Here is a 21473-nt window from a genome sequence, read left to right on the forward strand (position 1 = left end):
CGCGGGCCGGTGGCACACGGGGAGGCGCACGGTAGTCTCAGGACGTTATGAGCAGCGAGAACCTCCCCCAGAGCCCTGAGCAGCAGACCCGTGCCCCGCGGAGCGACGGGCAGCCGTCCCGTAAGCCGCGCGTCGCCGTCGTCTTCGGCGGCCGCAGCTCCGAACACGGGATCTCCGTCGTCACCGCCGGCGCCGTACTGCGGGCCATCGACCGTACGAAGTACGACGTCGTCCCCATCGGCATCACGACGCAGGGCCGCTGGGTGCTCACCGCCGACGAACCGGAGCGGATGGCGATCACCGAGCGCCGCACCCCGGACGTGGGGGAGCTGGCCGAGTCCACCGACGGCGGGGTCGTCCTCTCCGTGGAACCCGCCAACCGCGAACTCCTCTACAGCGAGCCCGGCGCCGTGCCCAAGGCGCTCGGCGAGGTCGACGTCGTCTTCCCCGTCCTGCACGGCCCGTACGGGGAGGACGGCACCCTCCAGGGGCTGCTGGAGCTGTCCGGGGTGCCCTATGTCGGATCCGGGGTGCTCGCCTCGGCCGTCGGCCAGGACAAGGAGTACATGAAGCGGGTGTTCCTCTCCTTCGGGCTGCCCGTCGGCCCGTACGAGGTGATCCGCCCGCGCGAGTGGGAGCTGGACCCCGCCGCCGCCCGCAAGAAGATCATCGGTTTCGCCGGTGAGCACGGCTGGCCGCTGTTCATCAAGCCCGCGAGGGCCGGCTCGTCCATCGGCATCACCAAGGTCGACTCCGCCGACGGCCTGGACGCGGCGGTCGAGGAGGCCCGGCGCCACGACCCCAAGATCCTCGTGGAGGCGCTGGTGCGCGGCCGGGAGATCGAGTGCGGTGTGCTGGAGTTCGAGGACGGCCCGCGCGCCAGCGTCCCGGCCGAGATCCCGTCCGTGCAGTCGCACGACTTCTACGACTTCGAGGCCAAGTACATCGACTCGGCGCCGGGGATCGTCCCCGCGCCGCTCACCGGGGAGCAGAGCGCCGAGGTGCGGCGGCTCGCGGTGGACGCCTTCGACGCCGCGTCCTGCGAGGGACTGGTCCGCGCGGACTTCTTCCTCACCGAGGACGGCCGGTTCGTCATCAACGAGATCAACACGATGCCCGGTTTCACTCCGATCTCCATGTACCCGCGCATGTGGCAGGAGACCGGCGTCACCTACCCCGAACTGGTGGATCTGCTGATCCGGGCGGCGCTGCGCCGCTCCACCGGGCTTCGCTAGTGCTGTGACCGGGCCGGGTGTCCCGTAGCCGCCGGTGGACCGGCGCGCTCACCGGAGGCTGTGGGCACCTCCCGGCCGCCGGGCCCAGGGAAGCCGGCCGGGAGACGGCCGTCGACCGCGCGCCCGGCGGAGACGGCGGGACGACCTCCGGGGTCCGGGGGCCGGTCCCGGGCGCGCGGTGGCGCCGGGTGTACCGCTCAGGGGATCTCCAGCGTGGCCGGCACGGTCCTGGCGACCGGTCCGGCCAGGTCGGCGAGCGGGGTGGAGTCGTGGGCGTACCGCTCGTCGAGGGTCACCTCGACATAGGTCTCGCGGTAGGTCGTGGTGAAGCGGGGGCCCTCGGTCCGCTGCTCCAGCATCCAGTTGACGCCGTTCGCCTCCATCCCGAGCGTCTGGGGGCTGCTCATCTTCGCGGGCCGGGGGACGCCGCAGCGCAGTACGATCGCGGCGTCGCCCCAGCCGGCGGTCAGCTCCGAGGCCGGATCCAGGTCGGTGCGGTCGTGCCCGGCGACCGTCTTCGGGAGTTCGTCGTGCAGGGCCGCGCACAGCGCGGCTTCCTCGGGCGGGGGACTGGGAACGGGGACCGGAAGGGCAGCGTCCGATGTGGAGCAGCCCGCGACGGCGAGCAGCACCACGGCGGAGGCGGGGAGCAGTGCGGACCGGGCGAAGTTCACCGGCCAAGCGTAGACGGGGGCTACAGGTGCACGACCGGGCAGGTCAGGGTTCGGGTGATGCCGTCCACTTGCTGGACCTTGGCGACCACCAGGCGCCCCAGGTCGTCGACGGTGTCGGCCTGCGCGCGCACGATCACGTCGTAGGGGCCGGTGACGTCCTCGGCCTGCATCACTCCCGGGATCTTCCCGATGGTCTCGGCGACGGTCGACGCCTTGCCCACCTCGGTCTGAATCAGGATGTACGCCTGTACCACGGAACCTCCAGGGCGGCCCTGGGATCGTTTCCCCTACCTTCGGCGGGGAGACCCCAGGGGGGAGAAAGGGACGCCACGGTATCGCGTCGTCACGGGCCGGGGGGAGACCCGCGCGCCGGGTGGCGTCCGTAGTGTGGCGTGCGGAAAGCAGAAGTTGACGTATCTCTTGACGGATCAGTGGATCTCTTACGTATCCCTTACGTGTCGGCTACATGTCGGGCCCGGGATTCCGTGTCCGGATCCGCGGTCCGCCGACGGGAACCCGGTACGGGTGCGTCGTACGGATGCCCCGCGCGCGTACGTGTGCGGGACATCGACGGTACCCACGGGCCCCGCGGTTCGCGACCGCGGGGAAACCGCAGCAGAACAGCTCAGCCGGGTGGTCCGGCGGGACGACGGAGAGGTGGGACTCGGTGAAGGGCACTGTGGGCGAGTTGGGGGAGTTCGGTCTCATCAGAGAACTCACCTCCCGGCTCACCTCCACCCCCGCGGTCCGGCTCGGACCCGGGGACGACGCGGCCGTCGTCGACGCCCCCGACAGCAGGGTCGTGGCGAGCACGGACGTCCTGCTGGAGGGACGGCACTTCCGCCGTGACTGGTCGACGGCGTACGACGTGGGCCGCAAGGCCGCCGCCCAGAATCTGGCCGATATCGCGGCCATGGGCGCGGTTCCCACCTCGCTCCTCCTCGGGCTCGTCGTCCCGGCCGAACTGCCGGTCACCTGGGCCACCGAGCTGATGGACGGCATCCGGGACGAGTGCCAGGTCGCGGGCGCGGCCGTGGTCGGCGGGGACGTCGTACGCGGCGATGTGATCACCCTCGCGGTCACCGCGCTCGGTGATCTGCGCGGTCTGGAACCCGTCACCCGGGCCGGGGCGCGCCCCGGTGACGTCGTCGCCTACACCGGCTGGCTGGGCTGGTCCGCGGCCGGGCACGCGGTCCTGTCCCGGGGATTCCGCTCGCCGCGCGCCTTCGTGGAGGCGCACCGGCGGCCCGAACCGCCGTACCACGCGGGGCCCGCCGCGGCCGGATTGGGCGCTACGGCGATGTGCGACATCAGCGACGGACTCATCGCCGACCTCGGGCACATCGCGGAGGCCAGCCGGGTCCGTATCGATCTGCGGTCGGGCGCCATCGACATCCCCGGCCAGATGAACGACATCGGCCAGGCCGTCGGTGTCGACCCCCTCCAGTGGGTGCTGACCGGGGGAGAGGACCACGCGATCGTGGCGGCCTTCCCGCCCGATGTGAAGCTGCCCGCCCGCTGGAAGGTCATCGGCGAGGTCCTCGGCCCGTCCGGGCCGCCCCAGGTGACCGTCGACGGTCTGCCCTGGCACAGCAAGGGCGGCTGGGACCACTTCGGCTCCCCGGAGGGATCGTGACGCCGCCGCTGGTCCTGACCGTCGCCGGCTCCGACTCCGGCGGCGGCGCGGGCATCCAGGCCGATCTGAAGACGATGCTCGCCCTCGGCACCCACGGCATGAGCGTCATAGCGGCCGTCACCGCGCAGAACTCACGGGGTGTCCAGGGGTACTGGGAACTTCCCGTGGAGGCGGTACGCGCCCAGTACCGCAGTGTCGTCGACGACATCGGCGTCCAGGCCGTGAAGACCGGGATGCTGGCGTCCGCGCAGCTCGTGGAGACGGTCGCGGGACTGCTGGCCGCCACGGACGCGCCCGTCGTCGTCGATCCGGTCGGGGTCTCCAAGCACGGGGACTCCCTGCTCGCGAGGTCCGCCCTCGACTCCGTACGCCACCGGCTGCTGCCCGTCGCGACCGTGGCCACCCCCAACCTGGACGAGGTGGCCCAGCTGACGGGGGTGGAGGTCTCCGGAGAGAGCGGGATGCGCCGGGCCGCGGACGCCGTCCTCGCCTTCGGGCCCCGCTGGGTGCTGATCAAGGGCGGCCATCTCACGGGCGACGCGGTGGATCTGCTCACCGACGGCACCGCGGAGCACTGGCTGCGCGCCCCCCGGCACGACAACCGGCACACCCACGGCACCGGGTGCACCCTCGCCTCGGCGATCGCGGCGGGCCTGGCGAAGGGGCTCGGCGTCCCGGAGGCCGTGAGTGAGGCCAAGGAGTATGTGACCGGGGCGATCGCCGCCGGGTTCGCTCTGGGGGAGGGGATCGGGCCGGTGGACCACGGGTGGCGCCGGCGGAGCTGAGACCGCGGGGTGGTGGTGAGCGGGGCCGGGCATCCACGGCCGGGGTACGGTCCGGGGCGCCCGGCGGCGAGGGCTCGACACCGGTGCAGGCCGGGCTCAGGGCGTCAGACGGTCGCTGCGGCTCCGGACGTCACGCCGTGGCTCCGGGCGCCCGGCGATGGTACGCGGACCGCAAAAAGCCGGCCCACCCGGAAGGTGGACCGGCTTTCAAGGCAACCGCAGAGGCTGCGCTACGACGTGGGTCGTGGATTAGCGCGAGACCTTGCCGGCCTTGATGCACGAGGTGCAGACGTTGAGCCGCTTCGGCGTCCGACCGACCACTGCACGCACACGCTGGATGTTCGGGTTCCAGCGACGGGACGTACGGCGGTGCGAGTGCGAAATGTTGTTGCCGAAGCCCGGCCCCTTGCCGCAGACGTCGCAGTTGGCAGCCACGGGTCACTCCAAAGACTTCAGATGCACTTACAGTGAATTCCGGCGTGCCGGAAATCAGTAACTGATCGGTGGCTTTGCCGGGGAATGGCCTGACTCTCATCAGGCAACCGGAGCAGCATACAACGACTGCGTCCGTACAACGAAACTACCATGGCCTCTCCCGCCCCCACTCCGCTCCGGGCCGCCGTGCGGGGTCTACCCTGCGGTGCGACCCCCCGCCCACGGCCGTCGACCACGGCCATGCCCGGCTGTCCGAGGAGGATCACCAGGTGCCGCAGAATCTCGACGCCGCAGCGGTACGCACCTGGTGCTCCCGGGCCCTGGAGGCACTCGGCCGGGAGCGCGAGGAGATCGACGCGATCAACGTCTATCCCGTGGCGGACGGGGACACCGGCACCAATCTGTATCTGACGGTCGAGTCCGCGGCCACGGCCGTGGAGGCCGTCTTCGCCGCACACGAGCCCGATATGGCAGACCGATCGGATCTTTCCGCCGGGGCCGGGGTGCCCGAGGTGTCCGTCGTGGTGCGGTCCATGGCCCACGGGGCCCTCCTCGGCGCGCGCGGGAACTCCGGCACGATCCTGGCGCAGCTTCTGCGGGGCATGGCCGAGCGCGTGGGGGACGGGGACCATCTCGCGGGCGCGCTGCGGCGGGCCGCCGAACTCGCCCGTGAGGCCGTCGCGCACCCCGTCGAGGGGACCATCCTCACCGTCGCCTCGGCGGCGGCGGACGCGGCCGGGCGCATGCCCGACGATGCCGCGAGGGCCGCGTACGAGGGTGCCAGGACCGCCCTCGACGCGACTCCCGGGCAGCTCGACGTCCTCGGCCGCGCGGGTGTGGTGGACGCGGGCGGGCGGGGGCTGCTCGCGGTACTGGGGGCGCTGGTCGAGGCCGTTACGGGCGAGGCGCCGCCTGCACCGCCCCCGGGCCGGGTCGCGGTCCCCGTCCCGAGCGCCGGTGAACCCTGCGCCGACGGCGGCCCGGCCTTCGAGGTGATCTACCTCCTGGAGGCGGAGGACACCGCCGTGGCCCGGCTGCGGACCCGGCTGGACGCCCTCGGCGACTCCCTCGTCGTCGTCGGGGGCGACGGCCTGTGGAACGTCCACGTCCATGTCGACGACGCGGGCGCCGCGGTGGAGGCGGGCGTCGAGGCGGGCCGCCCGCACCGGATCCGCATCACGCACTTCGGTGGCGCGGCCGTGCCCGTACGGGAGCAGGTGCAGCGCGCGGTCGTCGTGGTCGTCCCCGGCGAGGGCATCGCGGCCCTGTGCGCGGAGGCGGGCGCGACGACCGTGCTCGCCCGCCCCGGCGAACCGCCCGCCAGCGGCGAACTCGTCGACGCCATCCGCCGCGCCCACGCCCGCGAGGTCGTCCTCCTCCCCAACTCCGCCGAACTGCGCCACCCCGCTGCCGCCGCGGCCGAACAGGCCCGTACGGAGGGCGTCCGTGTCGCCCTCATCCCCACCAGGGCCACCGTCCAGGGCATTGCCGCCCTCGCCGTCCACGAGCCCGGCCGCCGCTTCGACGAGGACGTCGTCGCGATGACCGCCGCCGCGGGCGCGACCCGCTACGCCGAACTCGCCGTCGCCGAGCACCGGTCCTGGACCTCGGCGGGCGTCTGCCAGGCCGGGGACATCCTCGGACTGATCGACGGCGATGTCGCCGTCATCGGCACCGACCTCACGGCCACCGCCACCGCCGTCCTCGACCGTATGCTCGCCGCCGGCGGCGAACTCGTCACCCTGATCCTCTCCGCGGACACCCCCGACGGCCCCTCCGTCGCCACCCGCCTCGAACGCCATGTCCGCGACACCTATCTGGCCGTCGACACCACCCTCTACCACTCGGGCCACAGCGCCACCCCTCTCCTGATCGGCGTCGAATAGCCCCCTCTGCGCCATGGGCGCAACGATTCAGTGCCCCGTGCTTGAGGGGTGCACCAATCCGGCTCTTCCGGTGTTGGGAGCGTGGGTTCGCCTCTTCAGCCTTCTCCGGTGATTCAGGGGCGGGCGCACCAATCCAGCCCCTCCGGTTTCCAGCGGTGGGTGCGCCAATCCGGCTCTTCCGGTGTTGGGGGGGGGTCGTGTTTTGAGCCTCTCCGGCGTTTGAGGAGCGGGGTCCGGGGCGGAGCCCCGCGGGTGCCGGCGCTGTTTCGTGTGGGGTGGGCCTGTCCGTGCGGGGTCGGGTTCGCCGATTCGGTGCCGGGCCTGTGCCTGCGGGAGGGTCTTGCCCTCCCAGCCTTTCCGGTGTTGGGGGGGCGTGTTTTGAGCCTCTCCGGCGTTTGAGGAGCGGGGTCCGGGGCGGAGCCCCGCAGGTGCCCGCGCTGTTCGCGAGGGATGGGCCCGGTCCCCGCAGGGCAGGGTTCGCCGAACTCGGCGCGGACGAGTCCGGGGACCCGGATTCCGTGGGGGCGGGCCCACCACCTCAGCCCCTCCGGCGATTGAGGAGGCGGGACCCGGCGGCAGCCCAGGAAACCCGCACCGCGTCGGCGACACCCCCACCTGCCCCCGTATGTCACACCCGTGGTGTGCAATGGGACCGTGCCCCCGCTCGATGAACCGCTCAAGAAGACCCTCGGCCCCGCCACCGCCAAGGTGCTCGGCGAGCAGCTCGACCTGCACACCGTCGGAGACCTGCTCCACCACTACCCCCGCCGGTACGAGGAGCGTGGCCAGCTCACCCGGCTGTCCGAGCTGCCCCTCGACGAGGACGTGACCGTCGTCGCCCAGGTCGCCGACGCCCGTGTGCACACCTTCAACGGCGGTCGCGGCAAGCGCCTGGAGATCACGATCACGGACGGCAGCGGCCGTCTCCAGCTCGTGTTCTTCGGACGCGGGGTCCACAAGCCGCACAAAGAGCTGCTCCCCGGCAGCCGCGCGATGTTCGCCGGCAGGGTCTCGGTGTTCAACCGCCGTCTCCAGCTCGCCCACCCCACGTACGCCAAGCTGGGCGCGGACGAGTCCGGGGACCCGGATTCCGCGGGAAGTGCGGTGGAGTCCTGGGCGGGCGCCCTCATCCCGATCTACCCGGCGTGCAAGGGCATGGAGTCCTGGAAGATCGCCAAGGCGGTCGACGCGGTGCTGCCCCGCGCCCAGGACGCCCTCGACCCGCTGCCGCCGTCGCTGCGGGAGGGCAGGGGGTTCGTCCCGCTGCCCGAGGCGCTGCTCAAGGTCCACCGGCCCCACACCAAGGCGGACATCGAGGACGCCAGGCAGCGTCTCAAGTGGGACGAGGCGTTCGTCCTCCAGGTCGCCCTGGCCCGGCGCCGCTTCGCGGACACCCAGTTGCCCGCCGTCGCCCGGAGGCCGGTTCCCGGCGGGCTGCTGGACGCCTTCGACGCCAGGCTGCCGTTCACCCTCACCGAGGGCCAGGAGAAGGTCACACGGGAGATCTTCGGCGATCTGGCGACCGAGCATCCGATGCACCGGCTGCTCCAGGGCGAGGTCGGCTCCGGCAAGACGCTGGTCGCGCTGCGCGCGATGCTCACCGTCGTGGACGCGGGCGGCCAGGCGGCGATGCTCGCGCCCACCGAGGTCCTGGCCCAGCAGCACCACCGCTCCGTGGTGGAGATGATGGGCGAACTGGCCGAGGGAGGCATGCTCAGCGCGGCCGAGCGTGCCACGAAGGTGGTGCTGCTGACGGGCTCGATGGGCGCCGCAGCCCGCCGTGCGGCCCTGCTGGACCTGGTGACCGGCGAGGCCGGGATCGTCATCGGCACCCACGCGCTGATCGAGGACAAGGTCCAGTTCCACGATCTGGGCCTGGTCGTCGTCGACGAGCAGCACCGCTTCGGCGTCGAACAGCGCGACGCGCTGCGGGCCAAGGGGGAGTCCCGGGGCGAGCGCCGGACGCCCCACCTGCTGGTCATGACCGCCACCCCCATCCCGCGCACCGTCGCGATGACCGTCTTCGGCGATCTGGAGACCTCCGTCCTCGACCAGCTCCCCGCCGGTCGCTCCCCGATCGCCAGCCATGTCGTCCCAGCCCAGGACAAGCCGCACTTCCTGGCCCGCGCCTGGGAGCGGGTACGAGAGGAGGTCGGCAAGGGCCACCAGGCGTATGTGGTGTGCCCGCGCATCGGGGACGAGGAGGACCGGGCGAAGAAGAAGTCCGCCGAGGACGAGGCCGAGAAACGGCCCCCGCTCGCCGTGCTCGACATCGCGGAGGAGTTGGGGCGCGGGGCGCTCGCCGGTCTCCGTATCGCCGTGCTCCACGGCCGGATGCAGCCCGACGACAAGGACGACACCATGCGCCGCTTCGCCGCGGGCGAGGTGGACGTGCTGGTGGCCACGACCGTGATCGAGGTCGGGGTCAACGTCCCGAACGCCACCGTCATGGTGATCATGGACGCCGACCGCTTCGGCGTCTCCCAGCTGCACCAGCTGCGCGGCCGGGTCGGCCGTGGTTCCGCCCCCGGGCTGTGTCTGCTGGTCAGCGAGATGCCGGAGGCCACCCCCGCCCGAGCCCGGCTCGGCGCGGTCGCCGCCACGCTCGACGGCTTCGAGCTGTCCCGTATCGACCTCGAACAGCGCCGCGAGGGCGATGTGCTCGGCCAGGCGCAGTCGGGGGTCCGCTCGTCGCTGCGGATGCTCTCCGTCATCGACGACGAGGAGGTCATCGTGGCGGCCCGCGAGGAGGCGGCGGCCGTCGTCGGCGACGATCCCGGGCTGGAGCGGCTGCCCGGGCTCCGCACCGCGCTGGACGCCCTGCTGGACAAGGAGCGCGAGCGGTATCTCGACAAGGGCTGAGCGACGACCGGGCAAGGGCTGGGAGGCGGTATCCCGGCACGGGCTGAGAGACTGACCGCGAAGACCTGGTGAGCCCGGTGAGCCCGGTGAACCCGGGAACAGAGAACAGCGAACAGAGAACAGCGTCGTAAGGACTGAGATGACCCGCGTGATCGCCGGTACGGCCGGTGGCCGCCGTCTCGCCGTACCACCCGGCACCGGCACCCGCCCCACGTCCGACCGGGCGCGGGAGGGGCTCTTCTCCAGCTGGGAATCGCTGCTCGGCACCTTCGAGGGCACCCGGGTCGCCGATCTCTACGCGGGCTCCGGCGCGGTGGGCCTGGAGGCACTGTCCCGCGGGGCCGCCCATGCCCTGCTGGTCGAGTCCGACGCCCGCGCCGCCAGGATCGTCAAGGAGAACGTCCGGGCGCTCGGGCTGCCCGGCGCCGAGGTCCGTACCGGCAAGGCGGAGCAGATCGTCGCAGGTCCGCCACCTGCTGACCCATTTGATGTGATTTTTCTGGATCCGCCGTACTCTGTCACGGACATTGCTCTTCGGGAGATCCTACTCACACTCCGCACTCAGGGCTGGCTAGCGGCCGACGCGCTCGCCACCGTGGAGCGCAGCACCAGAGGCGGCACCTTCAACTGGCCACCGGGTTTCCAGCCACTGCGCTCCCGTCGTTACGGCGAGGGAACGCTGTGGCACGGCCGCACCGCCTCCGGCTGCGACCAGGCATCTCAGTGCGAAGACGCCCCATGACCGGGCCGGAGAGCGAGGGACTTCCAGTGCGCCGCGCAGTCTGTCCGGGGTCGTTCGACCCCATCACCAACGGACACCTCGACATCATCGCCCGCGCCTCCAGGCTGTACGACGTCGTACATGTCGCGGTGATGATCAACAAGTCCAAGAAGGGCCTGTTCACGGTGGAGGAGCGGATGGAGATGATCCGCGATGTCACCGGTGACTACGGAAACGTTTTGGTGGAGTCCCACCACGGTCTGCTCGTCGACTTCTGCAAGCAGCGGGACATCCCCGCCATCGTCAAGGGGCTGCGGGCCGTCAGCGACTTCGACTACGAGCTCCAGATGGCCCAGATGAACAACGGGCTCTCGGGCGTCGAGACCCTCTTCGTCCCGACGAACCCCACCTACAGCTTCCTCTCCTCCAGCCTGGTCAAGGAGGTCGCCGCCTGGGGCGGTGACGTCTCCCATCTGCTGCCCCCGGCCGTGCACGAGGCCCTGGTCCGCCGGCTCGCCGAGCAGTGACACCGAGGGCTCGCCGCCGACCGCGCTGACGGAACGTCAACCGGTGCCGGAAGGCGCTGACTGGCCGTACAGTCGTCCGGCACAGACCTTTCAGCGCAGAGAGTGGCGAACCACGGTGGACGTGCAGAAGAAGCTGGATGAGATCGTCGAGGCGATCGGCAGCGCCCGGTCCATGCCCATGTCGGCGTCCTGCGTGGTCAACCGCGCCGAACTGCTCGCGATGCTCCAAGAGGTACGCGAAGCACTGCCCGGCTCGCTGGCCCAGGCCCAGGAGCTGCTCGGCGGCCGGGAGCAGATGGTCGCCCAGGCCCGCCAGGAGGCCGAGCGGATCATCGAGAGCGCCCACGCCGAGCGCGGCTCCCTCGTCGCGGACACCCAGGTCGCCCGGCAGTCCCAGGACGAGGCCGACCGTATTCTCGCCGACGCCCGCCGGGAGGCCGAGGAGATCCGCGCCGAGGCCGACGACTACGTCGACTCCAAGCTCGCCAATTTCGAGGTCGTCCTCACCAAGACCATCGGCTCCGTCGACCGCGGCCGGGAGAAGCTCCTCGGCCGGGGCCCCGGCCTCGACGCCCAGGGGTACCCCGACCAGGACGCCCCCGAGCACAGCTCCGACCCGCGCACCCTCGTCGGCCGGGCCGACGAGTACGTGGACGCCAAGCTCGGCGCCTTCGAGGCCGTGCTGAGCAAGACCCTCGAAGCCGTCGGGCGCGGCCGGCAGAAGCTGCACGGCCGCACCGCCGGTGACGCGCTCGGCGAGCACATGGCCGCCCAGGACGCGGCGGCCCCCGGAGCGCACACCACCAGCGACGCGGACTATCTCGCCGGGCTGGCGGAGCTGGCCGACCCCGACCCCCGGGCCGCCCGGGAGCCCGCAAGCCGGCCCCCGGCGCCCCAGCAGCCGGCGTACGAGCCGCAGCCGGGGATCCCGGCGCAGCAGGACCCGTACGCCTATCAGCAGGCGTACGCCGGATACCAGCAGGATCCGTACGCGGGCTATCAGCAGCAGGGCTACGACCAACAGGGCCAGCCGGGACAGCTGGGTCAGCCAGGACCGGAGGGGCAGCCGGGAGAGCTGGGACAGCAGGGGTACGAGCAGCAGCAGTACGCCCCCCAGGACCCGTACGCCTACCAGCAGCTCCCCGAGCAGCAGCCCCATCAGCAGATGCACGAGCACCAGCAGCTCCAGCCCCGGCACCCGGGCGTCCCAGGACCCCAGCCGACGCCCGCCGCCCTCGACGAGACAAGCCTCTTCGACACCAGCATGATCGACATGGAGCAGCTGCGACGCTATGAGCAGGGGCACTGAGACGGCCCCGGCCCGGGCCGGATTGGGCCAATAGCGCCCGGTCCAGTACCCTGGTTCTTCGGTCGCGCACAGCTCCGCGATCCCGGCTGCGCGCTTCCCGTCGCAAGGGGTGGCAGTCCCCCCTGGCACGTCACCGCGACGCGTCGGCACGATCCGAAAGCAGGAACAGCCCTGAACGCCCGCCTCGACCACCGCAACCCCCTCGTGTTCGACACGCACGAGCTGGGCCGGCGTCCCGGTGCGCTCCAGCGGCTGTCCCGGTCGGTGCCCGCGCCGAAGGACCTCGGGGTGGACGGGGTCATCGGAGTGCCGGACGGCGCGACCGTGGAGCTGGACCTCCGCCTGGAGTCGGTCATGGAAGGGGTGCTTGTCACAGGCACCGCCCGTGCGTCGGCCGAGGGGGAGTGCGTAAGGTGTCTGGAGCCGCTGCGCCTTGATGTCGCCGCGGACTTCCAGGAGATGTTCACGTACCCCGACGCCGATGACCGGGGCCGCGGCTCAGCCGCGGAGCCCGGCGACGACGCCGGGGACGAGGACATCCTCAGTCTCGAGGACGGCCTGTTCGACCTCGAGCCCGTGCTGCGTGACGCGGTGGTGCTCGCACTGCCGATGCAGCCGGTGTGCCGGGAGGACTGTGCCGGTCTCTGCGCCCAGTGCGGAATCAGGCTCGACGACGACCCGGATCACCATCACGAAGCCGTCGACATCCGTTGGGCGGCACTGCAAGGACTCGCCGAAACCATCAAGGACGGCGAGAAGGACAACATGGGCGGCGCCGATGCGGGCGTCGACGAGAAGCAGGAGAAGTAGCCGTGGCTGTTCCGAAGCGGAAGATGTCGCGCAGCAACACGCGCCACCGCCGGTCGCAGTGGAAGGCTGCGGTCCCCACCCTGGTTTCGTGTGAGCGTTGCCAGGAGCCGAAGCTGCAGCACATCGCGTGCCCCAGCTGTGGCACCTACAACAAGCGCCAGGTCCTCGAGGTCTGAGCGGCTGGTGAGAGGCCCGATGTCTGAGCTGTCACATGCCAAGAAGCAGGCAGACACTAACAACGCAGCCTCGTCCCACACGCTTCTGGAAGGGCGGCTCGGCTACCACGTCGAGTCCGCCCTTCTGGTGCGTGCGCTGACCCACCGTTCGTACGCGTACGAGAACGGCGGTCTGCCCACCAACGAGCGGCTGGAGTTCCTCGGTGACTCGGTCCTCGGACTGGTGGTCACCGACACGCTCTATCGCACCCACCCCGACCTGCCGGAAGGCCAGCTGGCCAAACTGCGGGCCGCGGTGGTCAACTCGCGTGCGCTGGCGGAGGTCGGCCGGGGGCTGGAACTCGGCCTCTTCATCCGGCTCGGCCGGGGCGAAGAGGGCACGGGCGGCCGGGACAAGGCGTCCATCCTCGCAGACACCCTCGAAGCGGTGATCGGCGCGGTCTATCTCGACCAGGGTCTCGAAGCGGCGTCCGAGCTGGTCCACCGGCTCTTCGACCCGCTGATCGAGAAGTCGTCGAACCTCGGTGCGGGCCTGGACTGGAAGACCAGCCTCCAGGAGCTGACCGCGGCCGAGGGGCTCGGGGTGCCGGAGTACCTCGTCACCGAGACGGGGCCCGACCACGAGAAGACCTTCACTGCTGCCGCCCGCGTCGGTGGTGTCTCGTACGGCACCGGCACCGGCCGCAGCAAGAAGGAAGCGGAACAGCAGGCGGCGGAGACCGCGTGGCGGGAGATCCGTGCCGCCGCCGACGAGCGCGCCGCGGCGGCCAAGGCGATGGAGTCGCAGACGGCCGGTGCCACGGAGGAAGCGGGGCGGCCCGAAGGGGCCGGGACCGCGGGTGCCGGGGACACCTCCGGAGCGCCGGGGTCCGCCGAGCCCCCGGAGCAGCCCCGGGGGGACGGCCCCACGGCGCCGGCCGCCGGGAAGACGGTCCCCGAGAACGGGGTCCCGGCGGAGACCGCCTCCGCCCGGGCGGCTTCCCCGGCGGCGGGCACCGCGCAGGAACCTCCCGCCGGCGCGGGTGCTCCCGCGCGGGGAGAGTCCGGCGCGGATTCCCCCGTACCGGGCACCCCGGTACCGGATTCCCCCGGGGCCGGCTCGTCCGGGTCCGGCTCCTCCGGACGGGTGGACCGGGCCACGGCCTGAATCCGCTGTCCAGCCTCTCTGCGCACGAGGTCCCGTGCTTCCCCGGGAAGCACGGGACCTCGGCGTTCCGCCCGCCGGGGGAGAGGTACGCTGCCGACAGCACCGTGAGCGTCACCCGGAGGGAGCCCCGTGCCAGAGCTACCCGAGGTCGAGGTCGTACGCCGTGGACTCCAGCGCTGGGTCACCGGGCGCACGATCTCCGGGGTGGAGGTGCTGCACCCGCGAGCCGTCCGCCGCCATGTCGCCGGAGCGGAGGACTTCGCGGCCAGGCTCCTCGGGAACCGGATCGGGGACGCGTCCCGCCGCGGCAAGTATCTGTGGCTGCCGCTCGGCTCCACGGACACATCGGTTCTCGGCCATCTGGGCATGAGCGGTCAGCTGCTCGTACAGCCCGAGGACGCGGGGGACGAGAGGCATCTGCGTGTCCGGGTGCGCTTCGACGACACCCTCGGCACCGAGCTGCGCTTCGTCGACCAGCGCACCTTCGGGGGGCTGTCGCTGCACGACAACACCCCCGACGGGCTGCCCGACGTCATCGCCCATATCGCCCGTGATCCGCTCGACCCGGCCTTCGACGACGACGCCTTCCACACCGCGCTGCGGCTGCGGCGTACGACGGTCAAGCGGGCGCTGCTGGACCAGTCCCTGATCAGCGGGGTCGGCAATATCTACGCCGACGAGGCCCTCTGGCGTACGAAGCTCCACTACGAGCGCCCCACGGCGGGCCTCACCCGCCCCAGGGCGGCCGAGCTGCTCCGCCATATACGGGAAGTGATGAACGAGGCCCTCGCGGTCGGCGGCACCAGCTTCGACAGCCTGTATGTGAACGTCAACGGCGAATCGGGCTACTTCGACCGCTCGCTGGACGCCTACGGCCAGGAGGACCGGCCCTGCGCCCGGTGCGGCACGCTCATCCGCAGGCGCCCCTGGATGAACCGCTCCAGCTACTTCTGCCCGCGCTGCCAGCGCCCGCCGCGCCCCTGATTCCGCCGGGTCCCCGAGACTTCGTGCGCGCCCCGACTCTGTGCGCGCCCTGATGCCGTGGGCGGTCTGAGACCTGACCTCGCGTGGCCCGGCATCCTGCGTGCCCCGGGCCGCCCCGGCCCGGCCCCTGACTCAGATCAGGGCCCTGACCTGCGGGAATCTCAGAAGCCGAAGTTCTGGGTCCACCACGGGCCGCCGTCGCCCAGGTGGACGCCGACGCCCAGGGTCTTGTAGTCGCAGTTGAGGATGTTCGCGCGGTGGCCCTCGCTGTTCATCCAGGACTGCATGACCGTCGCCGCGTCCGCCTGGCCCCGGGCGATGTTCTCGCCGCCGAGGTTCTTCACACCCGCCCGCTCGGCGCGGTCCCAGGGGGTCCTTCCGTCGGGGTCGGTGTGGTCGAAGAAGCCCCGGTTGGCCATATCGGCGCTGAAGTCGCCCGCCAGCTTGGCCAGCGCGGCATCGTACTGGACCGGGCTGCACCCGGCCTTGGCGCGCTCCTCGTTCACCAGGGTCAGCACCTCGGCCTCCATCCGCTGTGCGGAGGAGAGGGAGGCGACGCTCCGCTGGGCGGGGGGCTTGGCGGCGGGTGGGGTGGAGCGCGGCGCGGTGGGCTGCTCCGCCGTCTTCTCCGGAGTCCCCGAGGCGGTCTTCTTCGGTGTCTCCGTCGCGGCCGGGGGCTTCGCCGACGGCTTGGGCGTCCTCACCGACGGGGATGTCGACGGCGCGTGCGGCGCGGTGGGCGTCGCGGCGGAGGCGCTGTCCGCCGGCTGCGCGCCCGCCTCCCCCTGGGTCTGGAGCTTCGCGGGGCCGTCCGTCCGCAGAGGGCTCGCGGGGGCCCTCTCACCGCCCACGGTGAAGGTGTCGCCGCCCGGCAGCAGGCCGGACACGACGGCGACGGCGCCCACCGCCATGGCCGTGGAGGCGCCGAGCAACCCAGTGCGTACGGGTCGGCCCGCACGTTTGGTGGTGCGTCGATGGCGTCCCATGTGCTGTGCCTTTCTCGTCCTCGACGGGCTGATCTTTTCCTGACCCGGCCGGTGGAAACCGGCCCATCACCATCCCGTTGCGCCGAACGGGTGACGGTCATTGCGTCCGGACTGTACGCCATGGCGTGTGCGGGGGAAGGGCTTCATGGGCAATCCGGCGGCTACCGTGCAGCCATGAACGATGCCGCACGTCTCACCGCCTGGGTAAGGGGCCGAGTACAGGGAGTGGGTTTCCGCTGGTTCACCAGGGCAAACGCATTGGAAATCGGAGAGCTCACGGGATTCGCCGGCAATCTCGACGACGGCAGAGTGCAGGTCGTCGCCGAGGGTCCGCGTGAGAATTGCCACCGTTTGCTGGAGTGGCTCCGCTCCGGCGACACACCCGGGCACGTGGACGGAGTGACTGAGATCTGGGACACCCCCCGAGGGGGGTACGACGGTTTCGCGATCCGTTGACGGCGACCCTCTCCCGGGGCCTCGCGGGCGTGTTCCGGGAAGCTCCGCCGGGAGCCTTCCCGAACGGAAACGACCTGGTGGTTGCCAAGAACGGCGGCGCGTGCGAGGCTGCGCGGACAAGGACGGACTCCATGCCCCACGGGCCCCGGAGCGTAGGCCCTGCCGCAGGGTTCGCGGCACTGTGCCCCCCGGTTCGCCCCCTTGCGCGGGCTGTGATCGTGTTGACCGTCAAACTTTTTGGTGAGACTCTGGAAGCCCCGCGCACCTTAGCTGTTTGGCAGTAAGAACCGCAGAAACATCAGCAGTATCAGGCACTGTCGAGCACCGCGGGTGCGAATCCCTCACGACCCACACCGCATCGGTCGGTCACTCAGTGTGGAGGACCATCCATCATGGCAAAGGCGCTTCTCGGTTACGTCGGCGGTTCCGACCCGCGACTCCTCGCCGAGATGCGACGGCTTCAGCAGCGCGTCCAGGATCTCGAATCCGAGCTTGTACGGATTCAGTCCGAGAATGACGCGCTGAACGCTGCCGTCGCTCAGCACCCTGGAGAGTCGCTGCTTGACGGCATCGACATCGACGTACCCCAGGCGGAGCCCGCGCTCACCTGAGCCGGAGATCCGCTGGAGATCCATCGCGCAAAGATATGCAAGGGACGCCCTCGGCGTCCCTTCTTTCTTTCCCGGGCCGTCCCGGGTCCTTCTTCGCCGGGCGCTCCCGGGCCCGTACAGTCCTTTGCCTACCGTCTGTGTGCCCTGCACCATCATCGGTGAAACCGCAAGTGAACCACCGGTCTCCTCCGGGTGTTCCGGGCTGTCCGAGCGACGCGAAAGGTAGAGTCCGGCTGCGTGCACCTCAAGGCCATGACCCTGCGCGGGTTCAAATCCTTCGCCTCCGCGACGACCCTGCGGTTCGAGCCGGGCATCACCTGCGTCGTGGGCCCGAACGGCTCCGGCAAGTCCAATGTCGTGGACGCGCTCTCCTGGGTCATGGGCGAGCAGGGAGCCAAGTCGCTGCGCGGCGGCAAGATGGAGGACGTCATCTTTGCCGGGACGACCGGTCGGCCACCGCTCGGCCGCGCCGAGGTCTCCCTCACCATCGACAACTCCGACGGCGCCCTCCCCATCGACTACGCCGAGGTCACCATCACGCGGATCATGTTCCGCAACGGCGGCAGCGAGTACCAGATCAACGGAGACACCTGCCGGCTCCTCGACATCCAGGAACTGCTGTCCGACTCCGGCATCGGCCGGGAGATGCACGTCATCGTGGGACAGGGCCGGCTGGACTCCGTACTCCACGCCGACCCCCTCGGCCGGCGGGCCTTCATCGAGGAGGCGGCGGGCGTCCTCAAGCACCGTAAGCGCAAGGAGAAGGCGCTGCGGAAGCTGGACGCGATGCAGGCGAATCTGTCCCGGGTCCAGGATCTGACGGATGAGCTGCGTCGCCAGCTCAAACCACTCGGACGCCAGGCCGCCGTCGCGCGGCGGGCCGCGGTCATCCAGGCCGATCTGCGTGACTCCCGGCTGCGGCTGCTCGCCGATGATCTCGTACGCCTCCGGGAGGCACTGAACACCGAGATCGCCGACGAGGCCGCCCTGAAGGAGCGCAAGGAGGCCGCCGAAGCGGAGCTGAAGGCGGCGCTCAGCCGCGAGGCCGGGCTGGAGGAGGAAGTACGCCGGCTTGCGCCGAGGCTCCAGCGGGCACAGCAGAGCTGGCATGAACTCTCCCGGCTCGCCGAGCGGGTGCGCGGCACCGTCTCCCTCGCCGACGCCCGGGTGAAGAGTGCCACCGCGCAGCCCCCGGACGAGCGGCGGGGCCGTGACCCGGAGGAGATGGAGCGCGAGGCCGCGAGGATCCGTGAGCAGGAGGCGGAGCTGGAGGCCGCGCTGGAGGCCGCCGAGCGCGCCCTGGAGGATACCGTCGCCCACCGCGCCGATCTGGAGCGCGAACTGGCCGTCGAGGAACGCCGTCTCAAGGATGTCGCCCGCGCCATCGCCGACCGCCGTGAAGGGCTCGCCCGGCTCGGCGGCCAGGTCAACGCCGCCCGGGGCCGGGCGGCTTCGGCCCAGGCCGAGATCGACCGGCTGACCGCGGCACGTGACGAGGCCCGGGAGCGGGCGGTCGCCGCGCAGGAGGAGTACGAGCAGCTCCAGGCCGAGGTCGACGGCCTCGACGCCGGGGACACCGAGCTGGGCGGGCGGCACGAGGCCGCCAAGCGGGAGCTGGCCGAGGCGGAGACCGCACTCGGCGCGGCCCGGGAGGCCCTGACCGTCGCCGAGCGGGAGCGTGCCGCCGTCGCCGCACGCCGTGAGGCACTGGCCCTCGGGCTGCGCCGCAAGGACGGTACGGGTGCGCTGCTCGCCGCGAAGGAACAGCTCGGAGGGCTCCTCGGACCGGCGTCGGAACTGCTCACGGTGGCCCCCGGCCAGGAGATCCCGGTCGCCGCGGCTCTCGGCGCCGCCGCCGACGCGATCGCGGTGTCCGATCCCGGCACGGCCGCCGAGGCGCTCCGGCTGCTCCGCAAGTCCGACGCGGGTCGGGCGTCGATACTCCTGGCCAACACGCCCGAGGCGGCCGGCTCCCCGGAAGCGGCCGGCTCTTGTGATTCGGCCCGTATCCCCGGGGCTCCCCCCAGCCCCGGGGCGGTTCATGTCCCCGGGGCCGTACGTACAGCCGGGGCGGCTCATGTCCCCGGGCCGGCCGGTGCCCGGGAGCCCGGGGCGCAGGGGGCCGCAGGGGACGGGCGCCCGGCCACCGGGGCCGTATCGCAGGAGCACCACCCGGCCCCCGTGCTCGTGGCGGACGGGGCTCGCGGTGGGGTGCAGAACCGTTTCGAGCACGGGTGGGTCCATGCCTCCGGGCTGGTGCGCGGCCCCGGGGAACTGCTGCCCGCCGTACGGAGGCTGCTGCGGGACATGGTCGTCGTCGGGACGCTGGAGGACGCGGAGGAGCTGATCCGCGCCCGCCCGCACCTCACCGCCGTGACCGCGGAAGGGGATGTGCTCGGCGCCCACTTCGCCCAGGGCGGCTCCGCCGGGGCGCCGAGCCTGCTGGAAGTACAGGTGTCCGTCGACGAGGCCGCCGCCGAGCTGGAGGAGCTGGACGTCCGGTGCGGGGAACTGGCCGGGGAGCAGCGGCACGCAGCCGGGCGCCGCTCCGAGTGCGCCGCGCTCGTGGAGGAGCTGGGGGAGCGGCGGCGGGCCGCCGACCGGGAGAAGTCCGCCGTGTCCGGCAGGCTGGGGCGGCTCGCGGGACAGGCCCGTGCCGCCGCCGGTGAGGCCGAGCGGAGCGACGCGGCCGTCGCCCGGGCGCAGGAGGCACTGGAGCGGGCCCGCGAGGAGGCCGGGGAGCTCGCCGAGCGGCTGCTGGTGGCCGAGGAACAGGCCCAGGGGGAAGGGGAGGAGGGGTCGGAGGACCCCGACACCCATGTCCGGGACCGGCTCGCCGCCGACGGAGCCAACGCCCGCCAGACGGAGATGGAGGCCCGCCTCCAGGTCCGTACCCACGAGGAGCGGGTGAAGGGGCTCGCGGGACGGGCCGACGCGCTCGACCGGGGGGCGCGCGCCGAGCGCGAGGCACGGGCGCGCGCCGAACAGCGGCGCGCCCGGCTGCGCCACGAGGCCGAGGTCGCCACCGCCGTGGCCTCCGGCGGGCGGCAACTGCTGGCCCATGTCGAGGTCTCCCTGGTCCGGGCCGACGCCGAGCGCACCACGGCCGAGGCGGCGAAGGCCGACCGGGAGAGGGAACTGACGGCCGCCCGCCAGCGGGGCCGTGACCTCAAGGGCGAACTGGACAAGCTCACCGACTCCGTCCACCGGGGCGAGGTCCTCGGCGCCGAGAAGCGGCTCCGGATCGAGCAGCTGGAGTCCAAGGCACTGGAGGAGCTGGGCGTGGAGCCCGCCGGGCTGATCTCGGAGTACGGCCCCGACCAGCCCGTACCGCCGTCGCCGCCCGCCGAGGGCGAGGAGCTGCCGGACGATCCGGCGGACCCCCGCAACCAGCCGCGACGTTTTGTCCGCGTGGAACAGGAAAGACGCCTGAAGTCGGCCGAACGGGCGTACCAGCAGCTCGGAAAGGTGAACCCGCTGGCTCTGGAGGAGTTCGCGGCGCTGGAGGAGCGCCATCAGTTCCTCTCGGAGCAGCTGGAGGACCTGAAGAAGACACGGGCCGACCTGCTTCAGGTGGTGAAGGAGGTGGACGAGCGCGTCGAGCAAGTCTTCACCGACGCGTACCGCGATACGGCCCGCGAGTTCGAAGGCGTCTTCTCCCGGCTCTTCCCGGGCGGTGAGGGCAGACTGATCCTGACCGATCCGGACAATATGCTCACCACGGGCGTGGATGTGGAGGCCCGTCCTCCGGGCAAGAAGGTCAAGCGGCTCTCCCTGCTCTCGGGCGGTGAGCGCTCACTGACCGCGGTCGCGATGCTGGTGTCGATCTTCAAGGCCAGGCCGAGCCCGTTCTATGTCATGGACGAGGTCGAGGCGGCGCTCGACGACACCAACCTCCAGCGGCTGATCAGGATCATGCAGGAGCTCCAGGAGTCCTCGCAGCTGATCGTGATCACCCACCAGAAGCGGACGATGGAGGTCGCGGACGCCCTGTACGGAGTCTCCATGCAGGGGGACGGCGTCTCCAAGGTGATCAGCCAGCGTCTGCGCTGAGTCCGGGGACGGACGGCATCCCGGCGGCGGAGGGCCGGTTCCGGCGGTATGTAGTCGGCGGGTGGCATCGGCCGGTAACCGTCGGCAATCCCGGTACACACCATCCGCCATCCGCCATCCGCCGTCCACCACCCATGCAACCCGGCAGCACCGCGCGCGGGCATCGCGGGTGCGGCGGGG

At 71.7% G+C, this 21473-nt stretch carries 18 protein-coding genes and 1 pseudogene; 15 read left to right on the top strand and 4 right to left on the bottom strand.

All coding sequences use genetic code 11. From position 1 onward, the window contains the following. Positions 1-47 precede the first annotated feature (47 nt). A complete protein-coding gene (locus ACIBCM_RS34230) occupies positions 48-1235 on the top strand; it encodes a D-alanine--D-alanine ligase family protein (protein WP_399250180.1) in 1188 nt (395 codons plus the stop codon). A 197-nt stretch (positions 1236-1432) separates the two neighbouring features. Here ACIBCM_RS34230 and ACIBCM_RS34235 read toward each other — a convergent pair whose 3' ends face one another. Both ACIBCM_RS34235 and ACIBCM_RS34240 read right to left on the bottom strand, forming a co-directional pair. After that, entirely contained in the window at positions 1433-1909 is a 477-nt protein-coding gene (locus ACIBCM_RS34235) for a DUF3515 domain-containing protein (RefSeq protein WP_399250181.1), read from the bottom strand. Between the two features lie 20 nt (positions 1910-1929). Continuing rightward, complete coding sequence (locus tag ACIBCM_RS34240; RefSeq protein WP_389267442.1) at positions 1930-2163, bottom strand: Lrp/AsnC family transcriptional regulator; 234 nt, start codon at positions 2161-2163, stop codon at positions 1930-1932. Positions 2164-2576: 413 nt separating this feature from the next. On the opposite strand from ACIBCM_RS34240, the gene ACIBCM_RS34245 reads away from it, so the two are divergent. After that, entirely contained in the window at positions 2577-3545 is a 969-nt protein-coding gene (locus tag ACIBCM_RS34245) for a thiamine-phosphate kinase (RefSeq protein ID WP_399250183.1), read from the top strand. Continuing rightward, positions 3542-4330 (top strand): bifunctional hydroxymethylpyrimidine kinase/phosphomethylpyrimidine kinase, encoded by a 789-nt coding sequence (thiD, locus tag ACIBCM_RS34250; protein ID WP_399250185.1) that lies wholly within the window; start codon positions 3542-3544, stop codon positions 4328-4330. Before ACIBCM_RS34245 ends, thiD begins: the two co-directional genes overlap by 4 nt. A gap of 249 nt (positions 4331-4579) precedes the next feature. Here the strand turns inward: thiD and rpmB are convergent, their stop codons facing one another. After that, a complete protein-coding gene (rpmB, locus tag ACIBCM_RS34255; RefSeq protein ID WP_003957616.1) occupies positions 4580-4765 on the bottom strand; it encodes a 50S ribosomal protein L28 in 186 nt (61 codons plus the stop codon). 269 nt (positions 4766-5034) lie between these two features. On the opposite strand from rpmB, the gene ACIBCM_RS34260 reads away from it, so the two are divergent. From ACIBCM_RS34260 to mutM, 9 genes and pseudogenes are all read left to right on the top strand, one after another. Further along, complete coding sequence (locus ACIBCM_RS34260) at positions 5035-6651, top strand: DAK2 domain-containing protein (RefSeq protein WP_399250187.1); 1617 nt, start codon at positions 5035-5037, stop codon at positions 6649-6651. Between the two features lie 654 nt (positions 6652-7305). Further along, positions 7306-9513 carry an ATP-dependent DNA helicase RecG gene (recG, locus tag ACIBCM_RS34265; RefSeq protein ID WP_399250189.1) on the top strand — a complete coding sequence of 736 codons (2208 nt, stop codon included), beginning with the start codon at positions 7306-7308 and terminating at the stop codon, positions 9511-9513. A 139-nt stretch (positions 9514-9652) separates the two neighbouring features. Continuing rightward, positions 9653-10255 (top strand): 16S rRNA (guanine(966)-N(2))-methyltransferase RsmD, encoded by a 603-nt coding sequence (rsmD, locus tag ACIBCM_RS34270; RefSeq protein ID WP_399250191.1) that lies wholly within the window; start codon positions 9653-9655, stop codon positions 10253-10255. A gap of 26 nt (positions 10256-10281) precedes the next feature. Further along, positions 10282-10761, top strand: coding sequence for a pantetheine-phosphate adenylyltransferase (coaD, locus tag ACIBCM_RS34275; RefSeq protein WP_399250193.1), 480 nt, complete (start codon positions 10282-10284; stop codon positions 10759-10761). A 115-nt stretch (positions 10762-10876) separates the two neighbouring features. Then, the gene (locus ACIBCM_RS34280) at positions 10877-12070 is read left to right on the top strand and encodes a cell division initiation protein (RefSeq protein ID WP_399250195.1); all 1194 of its coding nucleotides are present in this window, start codon (positions 10877-10879) and stop codon (positions 12068-12070) included. A gap of 204 nt (positions 12071-12274) precedes the next feature. After that, positions 12275-12880, top strand: a complete 606-nt coding sequence (locus ACIBCM_RS34285) for a YceD family protein (RefSeq protein WP_399250197.1) — start codon at positions 12275-12277, stop codon at positions 12878-12880. 2 nt (positions 12881-12882) lie between these two features. Continuing rightward, positions 12883-13056: a 50S ribosomal protein L32 gene (gene rpmF, locus ACIBCM_RS34290; RefSeq protein ID WP_003965982.1), complete on the top strand. Its 174-nt coding sequence runs from the start codon at positions 12883-12885 to the stop codon at positions 13054-13056. 19 nt (positions 13057-13075) lie between these two features. Next, positions 13076-13858: pseudogene (gene rnc, locus ACIBCM_RS34295) on the top strand (ribonuclease III); the annotation flags it as partial. 474 nt (positions 13859-14332) lie between these two features. After that, the gene (gene mutM, locus ACIBCM_RS34300; RefSeq protein WP_399250199.1) at positions 14333-15187 is read left to right on the top strand and encodes a bifunctional DNA-formamidopyrimidine glycosylase/DNA-(apurinic or apyrimidinic site) lyase; all 855 of its coding nucleotides are present in this window, start codon (positions 14333-14335) and stop codon (positions 15185-15187) included. A gap of 161 nt (positions 15188-15348) precedes the next feature. On the opposite strand, the gene ACIBCM_RS34305 is transcribed toward mutM, so the two are convergent. Further along, positions 15349-16173, bottom strand: a complete 825-nt coding sequence (locus ACIBCM_RS34305) for a CAP domain-containing protein (protein ID WP_399250201.1) — start codon at positions 16171-16173, stop codon at positions 15349-15351. A 174-nt stretch (positions 16174-16347) separates the two neighbouring features. Here ACIBCM_RS34305 and ACIBCM_RS34310 point away from each other — a divergent pair, with 174 nt between their 5' ends. From ACIBCM_RS34310 to ACIBCM_RS34320, 3 genes are all read left to right on the top strand, one after another. Further along, the gene (locus ACIBCM_RS34310; protein WP_399250203.1) at positions 16348-16629 is read left to right on the top strand and encodes an acylphosphatase; all 282 of its coding nucleotides are present in this window, start codon (positions 16348-16350) and stop codon (positions 16627-16629) included. 392 nt (positions 16630-17021) lie between these two features. Continuing rightward, positions 17022-17240: a hypothetical protein gene (locus tag ACIBCM_RS34315; protein WP_215097132.1), complete on the top strand. Its 219-nt coding sequence runs from the start codon at positions 17022-17024 to the stop codon at positions 17238-17240. A gap of 237 nt (positions 17241-17477) precedes the next feature. After that, positions 17478-21293, top strand: coding sequence for an AAA family ATPase (locus tag ACIBCM_RS34320; protein WP_399250206.1), 3816 nt, complete (start codon positions 17478-17480; stop codon positions 21291-21293). The last annotated feature ends 180 nt before the right edge of the window (positions 21294-21473 follow it).

Origin of the sequence: Streptomyces sp. NPDC051018 (assembly GCF_044456085.1) — a bacterium.
Lineage (GTDB): Bacteria > Actinomycetota > Actinomycetes > Streptomycetales > Streptomycetaceae > Streptomyces.

What these genes read in the sequence shown, in the direction of transcription:
- ACIBCM_RS34315 (WP_215097132.1), top strand. Translation starts at nt 17,022, where the DNA reads ATGGCAAAGGCGCTTCTCGGTTACGTCGGCGGTTCCGACCCGCGACTC.
- ACIBCM_RS34310 (WP_399250203.1), top strand. Translation starts at nt 16,348, where the DNA reads ATGAACGATGCCGCACGTCTCACCGCCTGGGTAAGGGGCCGAGTACAG.
- ACIBCM_RS34305 (WP_399250201.1), bottom strand. Translation starts at nt 16,173, where the DNA reads ATGGGACGCCATCGACGCACCACCAAACGTGCGGGCCGACCCGTACGC.
- ACIBCM_RS34230 (WP_399250180.1), top strand. Translation starts at nt 48, where the DNA reads ATGAGCAGCGAGAACCTCCCCCAGAGCCCTGAGCAGCAGACCCGTGCC.
- rsmD (WP_399250191.1), top strand. Translation starts at nt 9,653, where the DNA reads ATGACCCGCGTGATCGCCGGTACGGCCGGTGGCCGCCGTCTCGCCGTA.